Consider the following 14,756-nt stretch of genomic DNA (forward strand, 5'->3'; position numbering starts at 1 on the left):
TCTTCCCGTACCTCCCCTGCCCTTACTACTTGGTGGAAGGTCTGGTTCCGCATGCCTTTTGAAGATGAGCTCGGCGGCGCCCTGCGGCGCGTCGGCAACGAATTCGACGCCGACCGGCAGGCCCTCGCCGAAGCCGGCGAGCAGCGCGGGCGGCGCCTGGTGGCCCGGCGCCGCGCCGCCGTCGTCGGCGGGTCGGCCCTGGCCCTGGCCGTGATCGGGGCGGGTGGCGCCTACACCGGCGGCCTGTTCGGCACCGGCAGCACCGGGGTGCACGCGGCTTCGTCGCCCACCGAACCGAAAGGCGAAACACTCGGCCGGGGGCCCGGCAGCGGGGCCGTCACCGCCGACCAGCTGGTCGGCGTACTCAAGCAGCTGCTCCCGGGCGGCACCCTGACCGGCACCGAGGCCCGCGGCACCGGCGACCAGCCGGGCCCGATGGTGTCCGGGGTGTACGACGACGGCAAGGGCGGGGCGGCCGTCTCCGTGGGCCTCTCGCGGGTCGACCCCAAGGGCCAGGACGCCGACGCGGCCGTCAGCTGCGCGGAGGAGCCGCGGGCACAGTACGACGCGTGCGAGACGTCGACCCTCCCGGACGGGTCCCGGCTCAAGGTCTTCCAGGGCCACGAGTACCCCGACCGGCGCGAGCCGACCAAGCGGTGGCTGGCCGTGCTCGTCACCGACCAGGGCTTCCGGGTGGACGTACAGGAGTGGAACGCTCCGGCCGAGAAGGGAGCTCCCGTATCGCGGCCCCAGCCGCCCCTGGACAAGGGCCGGTTGACGGAGGTGGCGGCCTCGCCGCTGTGGCACCCGGCCCTGAACGACCTGCCGGCCGCAGCGCAGGACAGGCAGCAGCCCCTCGCCCCGTCCACCGGGCCGGACGCCGGAGCGGTCCTGCGGGAGCTGCTCCCCAAGAACGGCGCCACGGTCACCGAGAAGGGGGGCAAGGCCGGCTACGCCTACGCCGTGCTCGACGACGGCCGGGGCGGCTCCCTCGTCCAGGTCAACGCGCAGACGGGGATGGGCGAGCTCCTGGCGGGGCAGTTCGCCAACCTGCAGACGACCGTGCTGGGGGACGGCACCAAGGTCCTCGCGGAGAAGAAGGGCGGCGAGAAGGGCGGCAAGGGCGTCGTCATGTGGACCGTGGACACGCTGCGCCCGGACGGCCGGCGCGTGGTGGTCTCCGCGTTCAACACCGCCGACCAGAACAAGGCGGCGACCCGGGCCGAGCCGCTGCTGACGATCGAGCAGCTTCGGCAGATCGCCCTCGACCCCAAGTGGCTCGGCTGAGGCGGAGCCACTGCCGGGGTCGAAGCGGAGCACCGATCGGAGGGCGGAGCGGAGGCCGGAGCCGAGGCCCGGGTCGTCGGGCCGGGGTCACTTGGCGTCGGCGTAGCACTCCACGACCGCCGTCGTGAACGGGAACCGGACCGGGGTGTCGCCGAACGCGATCCGCCCGGCCCGGTCCCCGGCGGCGCGGATCGCCTCGGCGACGGCCTCCGCCTCCTCGGCCGGGCAGTGGACTATCACCTCGTCGTGCTGGAAGAACACCAGCTCGGCCCGCATCCCGGCGGCCGCGATGGACTGCCGCAGCGCCGCCAGGAGCAGCAGCGCCCAGTCGGCGGCGCTGCCCTGCACGACGAAATTGCGGGTGAAGCGGCCGCGGGCCCGGGAATCGGTGGAGGCGTACCCCGGGGTCCAGGCGTCCTCCCGGCGGCTCTGCGGGAGGCCCGCCTCCCCGGGCTCGTCGGTGTGGCCCGCCTCGCCGCCGTCCGCGTCCTCGGCGTCGCCGCGGCGCACCGGGGGCGGGCAGGTGCGGCCCAGCCACGTCCGGACGAGGCGGCCCTCCTCGCCCGCCTTCGCCGCGTCGTCCACGTACGCCACGGCCTGCGGGAAGCGGCGGCGCAGCGCGGCCAGGTTCTTCAGGCCGTCGCCGGAGGTCTGGCCGTACACCGCGCCGAGGACCGCCAGCTTGGCCTGGTCCCGGTCGCCGGAGAAGCCCTGCCGGGAGATCGCCGTGTACAGGTCCTCCCCGCGGCCCGCCACCTCCATGAACGCCCGGTCGCGGGAGATCGCGGCCAGGACGCGCGGCTCCATCTGGTCGGCGTCGGCGACGACCAGCCGCCAGCCGGGATCGGCGACGACCGCCCGGCGGATCACCTTGGGGATCTGCAGGGCGCCGCCGCCGTTGGTGACCCAGCGGCCCGTCAGGGTGCCGCCGGGGACGAACTCGGGGCGGAAGCGGCCGTCGCGGACCCAGTCCTGGAGCCAGCCCCAGCCGTGCGCGGTGTAGATCCGGTACAGCTTCTTGTACGCGAGGAGGGGCGCGACGGCGGGATGGTCGAGGCCCTCGATCTCCCAGCGGCGCGTCGACGTGAGCCGGATCCCCGCCGCGGCGAACGCCTTGACCACGTCGGCGGCCAGCTCCGGGCGCACGCGGCGGCCGAACGCCGCCGAGACCTCGTCGGCGAGCTCGGCGAGGCGGCGGGGCTCGCCGCCGCCCGCATAGCGCTCGCCGAGGAGCTCGGTGAGCAGGGCGCGGTGCACGTCGGCCCGCCAGGGCATCCCGGCGCGGTGCATCTCGGCGGCGATCAGGAACGCCGCCGACTCCGCGGCCGTCAGCAGCCGCATGCGGTCCGGGTGGGCGGTGGCCGCCTGCCGCCGCTCCTGGTTCTCGTAGACGGCGATCAGCGCGTCGAGGGGCAGCGGAGCGGGCCGCGGCTCGAACAGGGAGTCCTGCGCGCCCGGCGCGGCGGCCCGTGCCGGGGGGTCGGGCGGGACCGGCGCGCCCGACAGCCGGGCCCAGGCGGCGGCCGCGGAACGGGGCTCGCCGGAGCGGCCCTCGTGGCCGAGGAGGAGCAGCTCGGCGTCCTCGACGTCGTAGCAGCGGTCCACGCGGATGCCGGCGGCGAGCAGGCGCGGGTAGACGGCGGAGGTGGACCGCCAGATCCAGCGGGTGGTGGCGGGCGCCGCCCGGACGGCCTCGGCGGGGTCGGCGACCGTGATCCGGGGCCCGGCCGAGGGGGTGAGGGGGGTGGCGTGCCAGCGGCCTTCGGCGTCTTCGGCCAGGGCCCACCGTGGGGGGCGGTCGCTCATGCGTCCGAGTGTCCCACCGGGGTCTGACAGCGCCCCGCCGCCGCCCCGGGGCTCCGCCCCGGCCCCGCGCCTCAAACGCAGGCGGGGCTGGATTGGCGGCGGGGCTGGGTTGCGGCGGACGGCTGGGACTGTGTTTGTGGGGGCGTGGGAGGCTGTGGGGGTGAGGGATGTTGTTGATCGGGCCTGTGAGGCCGCGCTCTATGGTCAGGACGATGCCGGGCTGGACACGGGGGCCTCGTTGCTCGCCGCCGATCCCGGCCGCTGGGCCGAGGCCGGGCGGGAGCTGCTGGCGCGCGGGGAGGCGTACGCACGGCAGGCCTGGGAGCGCGGCTGGCGGCCCGCGGACGTGCTGCGGCTGGTTTGCCGGGACCTCGGCGAGCGGCATCTGCGGATCACCGGGGACCTGATCGCGGGCGAGGCGCGGCGCTACGCCCGGCTGCCCGAGGGGTGGACGGACGCCGAGGCGTGGTGGACGGACGACACCCGCTACGGGGAGCGGCTCGCGCAGCGGGAGAGGGCGGACCGGTTCGCGCTGGCGACGGCCTTCCTGGAGGTGTTCCGCCTGCTGATCCGGCTGCCGTCGATCGAGCCGGTGGGCCCGCTCCCCGGTGACGCGGCCGCCGACGCCCTGGAGCACGCGCACATCGAGCCGCGCATGCTCGGCCGTATCCGCGCCCTGCTCGCCAAGGCGGAGGCGACCACGTACCCGGAGGAGGCGGAGGCGCTCAGCGCCAAGGCCCAGGAGCTGATGGCCCGGCACACCGTCGACGAGGCGCTGCTCGCGGCCGGCGGCAAGGGGCCCGCGCAGACGCCCGCGGCCTGCCGGATCGGGGTCGAGCCGCCGTACGAGGAGGCCAAGGCGGTGCTGCTGGACGCGGTGGCCACCGCGAACCGCTGCCGGGCGGTGTGGAACGGCGCCTTCGAGTTCTCCACGGTGGTCGGCTTCGAGAGCGACCTGGAGGCGGTGGAGCTGCTGTACACCTCGCTGCTCGTGCAGGGCACGGCCGCCATGACCCGGGCCGAGGCCGAGCAGCGGGCCGGCGGGCGCAAGCGGACAAAAACGTTCCGGCAGTCGTTCCTGCTCGCCTACGCGAGCCGCCTCGGGCGCCGGCTCGCCGAGACCGCCGAGCACACCGCGGCGCAGGCCCCGGACAACCTGCCCGCGCTGGTGGCCCGCGACGTGGCCGTCACCGCCCGGGCGGACGAGATGTTCCCCCGCACCACGACCACCCGGCTGCGGGGGGCCACGGACCCGGCGGGCTGGAACGACGGCACGGCCGCCGCCGACCGGGCGCACATGGGCAACGGCAGGCAGCGGCCGGACCGTTCGCTCCCGCGTTAGCCCCAGAACGTGATCAAGAGAGCACCCTCCGCGTGCACGTGCATCTGCCCATGCAGCTACCCGTGAACACAGCTATGATCCGGTGGAGTTGACATCTGCACTATCGGGGGCTTCCTGTGGACCACGCGTACAACGGGATGGCAGCTGCAGAACTCGACGGCGTGACCTGGCAGAAGAGCAGACACAGCAACTCGCAAGGGTCCTGTGTGGAGTTCGCCAAGCTGCCGGGTGGCGCTGTCGCCGTGCGCAACTCCCGCTTTCCTGACGGACCGGCACTCGTCTACACGCCGGCCGAGATCGAGGCGCTGCTGCTGGGCGTCAAGGACGGCGAGTTCGACCACCTGATCGGCTGAGAGGCGGACTCGGGAGCGGACTCGCACCACTCAGGAACCGTGCCACCGATCAAGCCGTGCACGTGCACCGGCCGGAACCGATCGCCATGATCGATTCCGGCCGGCTGCCCGTTCCCGCGCCGCTGCGGGCCGTTACTCGGGGAGCATGAACAGCGCCCACACGACCTTGCCGGTCAGCCGCCCCGCGAGCGGGTGCCAGCCCCAGCTGTCGCTGTAGGCGTCCACCAGGAACAGCCCGCGCCCGGACTCCAGGTCGCAGTTCTCCCGGGTGTGCTCCGGTTCGAACGATCCGCCCGGCCGGTCCTCGCTGGGGTCGCGCACCGCGCACACCAGCCGCGAGCTCCACCGCATCAGGTGCAGCCGCACGGCCGCCTCGGGCTCGCCGCCCGCGGCCGCCGCCGGCCGCGGATCCCCGGGCAGGGCGTGCCGCAGCGCGTTGGTGACCAGTTCGGAGACGACCAGGGCCACGTCGTTGAAGCGGTCGTCGAGGCCCCACTGGGACAGGGTCGACCGGGTGAACGAGCGGGCGCCGCGGACCGCTTCGAAGCGGGCGGGCAAGGAGCAGGAGGCGGACCCGGACACGGCGGTGGGGTCGACCGGGGGCAGCCCCTGCCGTAACGGCTCGAGCATGGTCGATCCATTCGTCCCCATGCGAGGCACTCCCGGGATTCGCGGACGTGGCGGCGGCTTGCGTCCAGAAAGAACTGCGGGGTGGGTCCGGCGCCGGCGCGAAGAGCACGCAGGTGCGCGGCACCATCGTTCCGAATGCAGAAGCTGGATGCAAGGGCAGATGCACGTGCACGCGCCCGACCCGTCCCTTCCCGTGATGGTTCTTGCTCATTTCTTCCTACGCATACTTACGGACTTCTTTTACGGCGGCCGGGATTCCGTTACAGAACGAGTACGGGCCGATGCGTTTTGGTGGCAGACTGCGTGGCCTGGGTTCGGGGGCCCAGCGACGCAGCACACGCGCAGACCACGCGTATCCATGGCGATGGGGAGGGCAGGACAGTGACCGCAGAAGCAGGCGGTTCCGTGGTGCGCCGCATCCTCCTGGGCTCACAGCTCAGGCGACTCCGAGAATCCCGGGGCATCACCCGTGAGGCGGCCGGCTACTCGATCCGCGCATCCGAATCGAAGATCAGCCGCTTGGAGTTGGGAAGGGTGAGTTTCAAGGCACGAGACGTCGAGGACCTCCTCACGCTCTACGGGGTCACGGACGGCGCGGAGCGCGAGTCGCTCCTCGGCCTCGTCCGCGAGGCCAACGCGACCGGATGGTGGCACAGTTACGGCGACGTGCTGCCCGGCTGGTTCCAGACCTACATCGGCCTGGAGGGCGCCGCCTCGCTCATCCGGATCTACGAAGTCCAGTTCATCCACGGCCTGTTGCAGACCGAGGCGTACGCCCAGGCCGTCGTCAGCCGCGGCATGCCCGGCGCCTCCCAGGCCGAGATCGACCGCCGCGTCGCGCTGCGCCTGGAGCGCCAGAAGGCGCTCGTCTCCGAGAGCGCCCCGGTCTTCCACGCCGTCCTCGACGAGGCCGCCCTGCGCCGCCCGTACGGGGGCCGCGACGTCATGCGCGGCCAGCTGGAGCACCTCATCGAGGTCTCCCAGCGGCCCAACGTGCAGCTCCAGGTGATGCCGTTCTCCTTCGGCGGCCACTCCGGCGAGAGCGGCGCCTTCACCCTGCTGCGCTTCCCCGAGTCCGACCTCCAGGACATCGTCTACCTGGAGCAGCTCACCAGCGCGCTCTACCTCGACAAAGAGGAGGAGGTCGCGCAGTACGAGCGGGCGATGACCCGGCTCCAGGAGGACTGCCCCGACCCCGACCGGACCCGTGATCTCCTGCGCGGGCTACTCCAACTGTCTTGATTCGCACGTAGTATGACGTCTGATCAGTGCATGACCGATCGGATCTGACGGTGCAGCGCACGGGTGCGCGCTCGCAGTAAGGGATGGCATGTCCATATTCGACGACCTGGCTCACCAGTACATCGACGGCACATGGCAGGCCGGCACCGGTTCGTGGGACATCATCGACGTCAACCCGTACAACGGGGAGAAGCTCGCGGCCATCACCGTGGCCACCGTCGAGCAGGTGGACCAGGCCTACCGCGCCGCCGAGCGCGCGCAGAGAGACTGGGCCGCCACCAGCCCCTACGCCAGACGGGCCGTCCTGGAGCGCCTCCTGCGGATCACCGAGGAGCGCGAGAAGGAACTCGTCGAGGCGATGATCGACGAGCTCGGCGGCACCCGCTCCAAGGCCGAGTACGAGATCGCCCTCGCCAAGGAGTTCGTCCGCGAGGCGATGCAGCTGGCCGTCCGCCCCGAGGGCCGGATCCTGATCTCGCCGGTCGAGGGCAAGGAGAGCCGCGTCCAGCGGCTCCCCGTCGGGGTGGTCACCGTGATCAGCCCCTTCAACTTCCCCTTCCTGGTCACCCTGAAGTCGGTCGCGCCCGCCCTGGCCCTGGGCAACGCCGTCGTGGTCAAGCCGAACCAGAACGCACCCGTGATCGGCGGCGGGGTCATCGCGAAGCTCTTCGAGGACGCGGGCCTGCCGCCCGGCCTCCTCAGCGTGCTGGTCACCGACATCGCCGAGATCGGCGACGCCCTCCTGACCCATCCGGTCCCCAAGGTGATCTCCTTCGCCGGCTCCGACCGCGTCGGCCGGCACGTCGGCGCGGTCGCCGCCCGCCACTTCAAACGGACCGTCCTGGAGCTCAGCGGCAACAGCGCCCTGGTCGTCCTCGACGACGCGGACATCGACTACGCCGTCGACGCGGCCGTCTTCAGCCGCTTCGTCTACCAGGGCCAGGTCTGCATGGCCGCCAACCGGATCCTGGTCGACGCCTCCGTCGCCGAGGAGTTCACCGAGAAGTTCACCGCCCGGGTGCGGGGCCTGAAGACCGGCGACCCCCGCGAGGCCGACACCCACATCGGCCCCCTGATCAACTCCTTCCAGGCCGAGGCGCTCACCGCCCTCGTGGACCGCGCCGTGGAATCCGGCGCCCGCGCCCTCGTACGCGGCGCTACGCGCGGCAACCTGGTCGAACCCACCGTGCTGACCGGGATCCCCGAGGACTCCCCGCTGCTGGGCCAGGAGATCTTCGGCCCCGTCGCCCTGCTGATGGTCTTCGACGGGGAGGAGGAGGCCGTGGCCCTGGCCAACGCGACCCCGTACGGGCTGTCCGGCGCCGTCCACACCCGGGACGTCGAGCGCGGCGTCCGCTTCGCCCAGCGCATCGAGACCGGGATGATCCACGTCAACGACTCCACCATCGGCGACGAGCCGCTGGCCGCGTTCGGCGGGGAGAAGGCCTCCGGGCTCGGCCGGCTGAACGGCGAGGCCACGGTCGAGGCCTTCACCACCCAGAAATGGATCTCGGTCCAGCACGGCAGGAGCACCTTCCCGCTCTGAGAGCGGCCCGCTCTAGACTCGGCGGGACCGGCACCCGGCCGGGTCGGCGGCGGGCAGCGCTTCGGGGGAGTTTCGAGTTGAGCAACATTCCGGAGACGGGGCGGACGCCCCGGGTCCAGAACCGCCTGGTGGTCATCCAGGTGGTCGTCTTCTCGCTGCTGCTCACCCTCGGCGGCCGCCTGTGGTACCTCCAGATCCGCAACGGCCAGGAGTACACGGACGAGGCGAAGAACAACCACGTCCAGCAGGTCGTCCAGCCCGCCGTGCGCGGCTCGATCCTCGACGCCCGCGGGGTCCCCCTCGCCGACAACGAGACCCGCATGGTGGTCTCCGCCAGCCGCACCGAGCTGAGCAAGATGAAGGACAAGGGCAAGGACGTCCTCACCCGCCTCGCGGGCGTCCTCGGCATGCAGCCGGAGAACGTCGTCAACAGTGTCCGGCTGTGTGACGCCAAGACCCCCAAGCCCTGCTGGAACGGTTCGCCGTACCAGCCGATCCCCATCACCGCCGAGGCCACCACCGACCAGGTCCTGGAGATACGGGAGCACGCCGAGCGGTTCCCCGGCATCACCGCCGAGCCCACCGCCCTGCGCCGCTACCCCGCCCCGGACCAGGCCAACACCTCCCAGGTGCTGGGCTACCTCTCGCCCGTCACCGACGCGGAGATCGCCAAGGCGAAGAAGACCGACTCCCCGTACCTGCGCTCCGACCAGGTGGGCCGCTCCGGCCTGGAGCGCACGTACGACAAGGAGCTGCGCGGCAAGGCGGGCGTCACCCGCTACGAGGTCGACAACCTCGGCCGGGTCATCGGGCTGGCCCAGGCCGACAAGCCCACCGCCGGCGCCAACGTCGTCACCTCGATCGACTCGCGCGTACAGGCCGTCGCCGAGCGCGAGCTGGCCTACGCGATGGCCGAGGCCCGCAAGACGTACGACAGGAACACGCGGCGGAACTACGAGGCCGACTCGGGCGCCGTCGTCGTCATGGAGTCCAAGACCGGCCGGATCGTCGCGATGGCCTCCAGCCCGACGTACGACCCGGGGCTGTGGGTCGGCGGCATCTCCGCCAAGGACTACGCCTCCCTCACCGCGAAGGACTCCAACTACCCGCTGCTCAACCGGGCGATCCAGGGCCAGGCCGCCCCCGGCTCGATCTTCAAGGTGGTCTCCTCGACGGCCGCGGTCAACGCGGGCTACCCCTTCGACGGCCGCTACCCCTGCCCCAGCTCCTACTCCGTCGGCGGCCAGACCTTCACCAACTTCGAGTCCCAGGGCTACGGCGACATCAACATCGGCCGCGCCCTGGAGGTCTCCTGCGACACGGTCTACTACGCCCTCGCCGACCGGGAGTGGAAGAAGGACGGCGGGATCAACCCGAAGAAGGACCCCAAGGACTGGTTCCTGAAGACCGCCCACGAGTTCGGCCTCGGCAAGCCGACCGGCATCGACCTGCCCAACGAGGTCGCCGGCCGGGTCCCCGACCGCCAGTGGAAGAAGGACTTCTTCGAGGCCAACAAGGCCGCCTGGTGCCGGGACGGCAAGAAGGACGGCAGCTTCGCCGAGAAGATCGCGTACGAGAACTGCCGCCAGGGCAACCAGCTGCGCGAGGGCGACGCCATCAACTACTCCATCGGCCAGGGCGACACCCTCGTCACCCCGGTCCAGATGGCCTCCGTCTACGCGGCCATCGCCAACGGCGGCACCCTGCACCAGCCCACCATCGGCAAGGCGATCGTCAGCGCCGACGGCACCGCGGTCAAGGAGATCGCCCCCAAGGAGCAGGCCCGCCTGCCCATGGACGCCGAACTGCGCGACGACATCGACCGGGCCCTCGCCTCGGTGGTCACCTCCGGCAGCGCCGCCTGGCGGTTCGGCGGCTGGCCGCAGAAGCAGATCCCGATGCACGCCAAGACCGGCACCGCCGAGGTCCAGGGCAAGCAGACCACCTCCTGGTTCGCCTCGTACACCGAGGACTACGCGATCGTCATGACGATCTCCCAGGGCGGCACCGGATCCGGCGCCTCCGGACCGGCCGTCCGCAAGATCTACGAGGCGATGTACGGGCTCGACGAGAAGGGCGCCCAGGACCTGTCCAAGGCGCTCCTGCCCAAGCCGATGACCGAGCTCCCGGCGATCCGCCCGGACGGCGACGCGTCCTGAGCGGCCCGTCATGATCTAGGACAGGATCTGACCTCATTGATCCGTAGCGTGGTGGATGTCAGGACGACACACCGGCACCCGGAAAACGCGGAGGTCCCCATGCCCACGTTCGTACCCGCAGAAGCTCCCGGCGACGAGCGCAGCGCGCTCCTGTCCTACGTCGACGCCCAGCGCGGCGCGCTGCGCCGCGCGGCGCACGGCCTCACCGAGGAGCAGGCGGCGAGCCGCCCCAGCGCGAGCGGACTGTCCCTGTCGGGACTGCTCAAGCACGCCGCCGAGGTGGAGCTGAACTGGCTGCGGATGGCGCAGCGGCAGCCCAACGAGCGCCAGCGCAACGAGCAGACCTGGGGCGACAGCTTCCGGCTCGTCGGGGACGAGACCGTCCCCGAGATGCTCGCGTTCTGGGACGCGGTCGCGGCCGAGCTGGAGAAGTTCATCCGCGAGGTGCCCAGCCTGGACGACACCTTCCCGCTGCCCGCCGTGCCCTGGTTCCCCCAGGACGCCAGCGTGTCGATGCGGTGGCTGATGCTCCACCTGGTCGAGGAGCACGCCCGGCACGCGGGGCACGCCGACATCATCCGGGAGTCCCTGGACGGGAAGACCGCCTTCGAGCTGGTGGCCCTGGCGCAGGGCGGGACTTGGCCGGAGGCGTAGTCTCCGCCACGGCCCGGACGGCGAGGACGGCGAGGAGCGACAAGGGGCGGCAAGGGCTTGCACCTCACGCGGCGTGAGGAGGGAGAGTCGAGGGCGTACGAGAGAAGGGCGGAAACATGAGCTACTCCGTGGGCCAGGTCGCCGGATTCGCCGGAGTCACGGTGCGCACGCTGCACCACTACGACGAGATCGGCCTGCTCTCCCCGAGCAGCCGCAGCCACGCGGGCCACCGGCGGTACGGCGACGCCGACATGGACCGGCTGCAGCAGATCCTGTTCTACCGGGAGCTCGGCTTCCCCCTCGACGAGGTCGCGGTCCTGCTGGACGACCCGGAAGCGGACCCGAGGGAGCACCTGCGTCGGCAGCACACCCTCCTGTCCGACCGGATCGCCCGGCTCCAGCAGATGGCCGAGGCCGTGGAGCACGCCATGGAGGCGAAGAAGATGGGAATCAACCTCACGCCCGAGGAGAAGTTCGAGGTCTTCGGGGACAACGACCCCGACCAGTACGCCGAGGAGGCCGAGCGGCGCTGGGGCCATACCGACGCGTACAAGGAGTCCACGCGCCGGGCGGCCTCCTACACCAAGGAGGACTGGCAGCGGATCCAGGCCGAGGGGGACGACCTGCAGCAGCGTCTGGCCGCGCTGCTGGACGCGGGGGCGGCCGCCGACTCCGGGGAGGCCATGGACCTGGCCGAGGAGCACCGCGCCTGGATCGAGCGGAACCACTACAGCTGCCCGTACGAGATGCACACCGGCCTCGGCGAGATGTACGTCTCCGACGAGCGGTTCACGGGCTACTTCGACGCCGTGCGGACCGGGCTGGCGGTGTTCCTGCGGGACGCCATCCTCGCCAACGCGGCACGCAAGGCGTGACCGTGGCGTAGTCGTGGCGTAGCCGCGGCGCGGCAGGGGGACATTTGGCGTACGGCCACCTCCGGGTACCTGGAACCCGGAGGTGGCCGTATCCGTTGAAAATTGAGACACTCCCCCCAGTCCGCCGCACCCGCCCGCGCGGACGCACCCGATTCTGGAGATACCCGCACCCGTGTACACGCTTGCGCTCGCCCCTGAGTGGATGTCGCCGGACTATTTGATCTCCCACTTCGGGCTGATCGGCATCCTGGTCATCGTCTTCGCCGAATCGGGCCTGTTCGCCTTCCTGCCCGGTGACTCCCTGCTCTTCACGGCGGGCCTGCTCGTCGCCAACGGCGAGTACATCAAGCAGCCGCTGTGGCTGGTGTGCACCCTGATCACGGTCGCCGCGATCCTCGGCGACCAGGTCGGCTACATGATCGGCAAGTTCTTCGGCCCGAAGCTCTTCAACCGGCCGAACTCCAAGCTCTTCAAGCGGGAGAACCTGGACAAGGCCCACGAGTTCATGGACAAGCACGGCCCGAAGGCCATCGTGCTCGCCCGCTTCGTGCCGATCATCCGCACCTTCGCGCCGATGGTCGCGGGCGCCGGCTCGATGCAGTACCGCACCTTCCTGACGTACAACGTCATCGGCGGCGTCGCCTGGGGCACCGGCATCACCGTCGCGGGCTTCTGGCTCGGCCAGATCGACTTCATCAAGGCCAACGTCGAGGCGATCCTCGTCGGGATCGTGCTGCTCTCCGTGATCCCGGTGGTCTTCGAGGTGCTCAAGGCCCGCAAGGAGGCCAAGGCGGCCGGCGGCCCGGCGGCCGCGCCCGCCGCGGGCGAGCGCCGCCGCCACGCCAAGCGGTAGCAGCCCTTCCGCGGCCCGCGGACGAGTCTCCTGCGCCCCGGTGGACCCTGGTGGTCCCGCCGGGGCGCAGTCGTGTTCCGGAGGCCCGCAGGCGGCGCCCTACGCCCCCGGCCGGGGGCGTAGGGGCGGGCCCGGGGGCGTACGGCGGCTGATGTCAGAAGCCGCGGGTCCGCTTCGCCGCGGCGCGGCGGCGGGCGGCGCTCGCGGCCTGCGGGATCCGCATGAACAGCCGCGAGGTCTCCGCTCCGAGGTTGACCCCGATCGCGATGGCGAGCGCGATGGCCGCGGCGTTGGTCAGCGAGCCGAGGCCCTTGTTGAGCTGGTTCTCGGCGATGAGCAGCAGCCCGTAGTACGTCGCGGAGCCGGGCAGCAGCGGGCCGATGGCGGCGGTCACGTACGGCAGGGCGGAGGCGGAGCGGTAGCGGGAGAAGAGCTGGCCGAACAGGCCGACGAGCCCGGCGGCGACGGCCGTGGAGGGCACGGGCGGGATCCCGCCCGCGTAGTGCAGGGCCCCGAAGGTGGCCCAGGCGACGCCGCCGTTCAGCGTCACGATCCACACGGTGGAACGTTCCTGCTGGAGCAGGATCGCGAACGTGAACACCAGCACCATCGACGCCGCGATCTGGATCAGCGGCCGCTGCGTGATCTGGAGGACCTCCTCCGGCCGGGGTGCGGCGCCCAGCTGAAGCCCCAGGTACAGCACGACCAGTACGCCCATGATGATGCCGATGAAGAGGTACATGACCTCCAACAGGCGGGCCGAGGCGGTGATGTAGAAGCCCGTCAGGCCGTCCTGCACGGCCGCGACCAGGGGCCGCCCGGGCAGCAGCGCGAACAGTCCGCCGGTGATCACGGCCGAGGCCTGGATGTCCTCGATCTCCAGGAGCTTGAGCGCCACCCCGAACGCGGCGGGCGGCATCGCCGCGACCACGAACTGGTAGAACTCCGGCAGCCCGCGCCCGGCGCACAGCCAGGCCAGCCGGTCGCCGAGCATGGCCCCGATCGCGGCTGCGAAGAAGACGATCACACCGCCGCCGACCAGGATGGAGGCGGCGCCGGCGAGCAGCCCGGCGGCGGCCGTGAGGACCCACGTCGGGTACGGGTGCCGGTTGCGCCGGATCACGGCGAGCCGCCGGTAGGCCTCCTCCAGCGAGACGTCGACCTCGGGCGTGCTGATGTCCGCCACCAGCCGGTAGACCGCCGCCAGCCGCGTGTAGTCGGTGCCGCGGCGGCGCACCGTCCGGTTCGCCGACACCGGGTTGCCGACGAGCGACGGGTGGTGGGTGATCGACAGCATGGTGAAGGTGACCGTCGGCTCGCAGCGGTCCAGCCCGTAGCTGCGGGCCACCGCGAACATCGCGGCCTCCACGTCCTCGGCGCCCTCGCCGCCCGCCAGCATCAGCTCCCCGATGCGCAGGGTCAGGTCGAGCACCCGGCCCACGGCGGGCCCCGTCTCGGCCGGCTTCTGCACCGGTTCGGGGACGGGCCGCACGTCGACCGGCATGCGCAGCATGGTGCGCATCCGGTCCTGCCAGGGCGACTCCGTCATCCAGGACACGGGGAACCCGCCGGCCCCGGGGACGTACGTCGTCGGGGGGTGCTGCGCGCTGTACGTGGACGGGGGCGCGAACGCGGACCCCTCGGCCTCGGCGGGCTCCCCCTGCGGCAGGGGCAGCCCCTCCGGCACGGTGAACTCCGAGGTCGGCTGCTCGTCCCCGGTGAACTCCGGCTCCGTCCCGGGCGGCGGGGAGAAGGCGCTGTGCGCCTCGTCGGAGGCCGGTTTCCGGTCCTCCGCGCCCTCGGGTCCCTCGGCCTCCGCCACGCGTCCTCCCGTCCCCGGCCAGCCCGGGTATCAGTATGCGGAACGGTTTCATCCACGGCGAAACCAGTGGGCTGCGCGCAGGGAAACGGCAGCGGGCGGCACCCCCTGTGAAAGGGGGTGCCGCCCGCGGTGTCACGGGAGCCAGCCGGCCGCCACCGGGATCCGGTGGCCGTCACCGGGCCCGGTG

9 protein-coding genes and 3 pseudogenes are annotated in these 14,756 nt (G+C 72.0%); 9 read left to right on the plus strand and 3 right to left on the minus strand.

What is annotated here, in order from left to right; genetic code table 11:
- The first annotated feature begins 51 nt into the window (after positions 1 to 51).
- Positions 52 to 1,287 carry a hypothetical protein gene (locus ACIQUT_RS29055; protein WP_403567046.1) on the plus strand — a complete coding sequence of 412 codons (1,236 nt, stop codon included), beginning with the start codon at positions 52 to 54 and terminating at the stop codon, positions 1,285 to 1,287.
- Between the two features lie 87 nt (positions 1,288 to 1,374).
- Here the strand turns inward: ACIQUT_RS29055 and ACIQUT_RS29060 are convergent, their stop codons facing one another.
- Entirely contained in the window at positions 1,375 to 3,093 is a 1,719-nt protein-coding gene (locus ACIQUT_RS29060; protein ID WP_403567048.1) for a bifunctional 3'-5' exonuclease/DNA polymerase, read from the minus strand.
- Between the two features lie 154 nt (positions 3,094 to 3,247).
- Here ACIQUT_RS29060 and ACIQUT_RS29065 point away from each other — a divergent pair, with 154 nt between their 5' ends.
- Both ACIQUT_RS29065 and ACIQUT_RS29070 read left to right on the plus strand, forming a co-directional pair.
- Complete coding sequence (locus ACIQUT_RS29065; RefSeq protein WP_403567050.1) at positions 3,248 to 4,435, plus strand: DUF2786 domain-containing protein; 1,188 nt, start codon at positions 3,248 to 3,250, stop codon at positions 4,433 to 4,435.
- Positions 4,436 to 4,551: 116 nt separating this feature from the next.
- Positions 4,552 to 4,788: a DUF397 domain-containing protein gene (locus tag ACIQUT_RS29070; RefSeq protein WP_403567052.1), complete on the plus strand. Its 237-nt coding sequence runs from the start codon at positions 4,552 to 4,554 to the stop codon at positions 4,786 to 4,788.
- Between the two features lie 132 nt (positions 4,789 to 4,920).
- Here the strand turns inward: ACIQUT_RS29070 and ACIQUT_RS29075 are convergent, their stop codons facing one another.
- On the minus strand, positions 4,921 to 5,418 hold the full coding sequence (locus tag ACIQUT_RS29075) for an ATP-binding protein (protein WP_403567054.1): 498 nt from the start codon (positions 5,416 to 5,418) through the stop codon (positions 4,921 to 4,923).
- Positions 5,419 to 5,826: 408 nt separating this feature from the next.
- Here ACIQUT_RS29075 and ACIQUT_RS29080 point away from each other — a divergent pair, with 408 nt between their 5' ends.
- The 6 genes and pseudogenes from ACIQUT_RS29080 to ACIQUT_RS29105 form a co-directional block, all read left to right on the plus strand.
- Positions 5,827 to 6,660, plus strand: a complete 834-nt coding sequence (locus ACIQUT_RS29080) for a helix-turn-helix domain-containing protein (protein WP_403567182.1) — start codon at positions 5,827 to 5,829, stop codon at positions 6,658 to 6,660.
- Between the two features lie 88 nt (positions 6,661 to 6,748).
- Positions 6,749 to 8,206, plus strand: a complete 1,458-nt coding sequence (locus ACIQUT_RS29085; RefSeq protein ID WP_403567055.1) for an aldehyde dehydrogenase family protein — start codon at positions 6,749 to 6,751, stop codon at positions 8,204 to 8,206.
- Between the two features lie 77 nt (positions 8,207 to 8,283).
- Positions 8,284 to 10,353 (plus strand): annotated as a pseudogene (gene mrdA, locus ACIQUT_RS29090) (penicillin-binding protein 2); the annotation flags it as partial.
- Positions 10,354 to 10,464: 111 nt separating this feature from the next.
- Positions 10,465 to 10,998: pseudogene (locus ACIQUT_RS29095) on the plus strand (DinB family protein); the annotation flags it as partial.
- Positions 10,999 to 11,135: 137 nt separating this feature from the next.
- Positions 11,136 to 11,894 carry a MerR family transcriptional regulator gene (locus ACIQUT_RS29100; RefSeq protein ID WP_403567057.1) on the plus strand — a complete coding sequence of 253 codons (759 nt, stop codon included), beginning with the start codon at positions 11,136 to 11,138 and terminating at the stop codon, positions 11,892 to 11,894.
- Between the two features lie 172 nt (positions 11,895 to 12,066).
- Positions 12,067 to 12,717: pseudogene (locus ACIQUT_RS29105) on the plus strand (VTT domain-containing protein); the annotation flags it as partial.
- A gap of 184 nt (positions 12,718 to 12,901) precedes the next feature.
- Here the strand turns inward: ACIQUT_RS29105 and ACIQUT_RS29110 are convergent.
- On the minus strand, positions 12,902 to 14,569 hold the full coding sequence (locus ACIQUT_RS29110) for a threonine/serine exporter family protein (RefSeq protein WP_403567058.1): 1,668 nt from the start codon (positions 14,567 to 14,569) through the stop codon (positions 12,902 to 12,904).
- Positions 14,570 to 14,756 lie beyond the last annotated feature (187 nt).

The organism is Streptomyces sp. NPDC090445 (assembly GCF_044769385.1).
Lineage (GTDB): Bacteria > Actinomycetota > Actinomycetes > Streptomycetales > Streptomycetaceae > Streptomyces.

What these genes read in the sequence shown, in the direction of transcription:
- ACIQUT_RS29085 (WP_403567055.1), top strand. Translation starts at nt 6,749, where the DNA reads ATGTCCATATTCGACGACCTGGCTCACCAGTACATCGACGGCACATGG.
- ACIQUT_RS29055 (WP_403567046.1), top strand. Translation starts at nt 52, where the DNA reads ATGCCTTTTGAAGATGAGCTCGGCGGCGCCCTGCGGCGCGTCGGCAAC.
- ACIQUT_RS29100 (WP_403567057.1), top strand. Translation starts at nt 11,136, where the DNA reads ATGAGCTACTCCGTGGGCCAGGTCGCCGGATTCGCCGGAGTCACGGTG.
- ACIQUT_RS29060 (WP_403567048.1), bottom strand. Translation starts at nt 3,093, where the DNA reads ATGAGCGACCGCCCCCCACGGTGGGCCCTGGCCGAAGACGCCGAAGGC.
- ACIQUT_RS29075 (WP_403567054.1), bottom strand. Translation starts at nt 5,418, where the DNA reads ATGCTCGAGCCGTTACGGCAGGGGCTGCCCCCGGTCGACCCCACCGCC.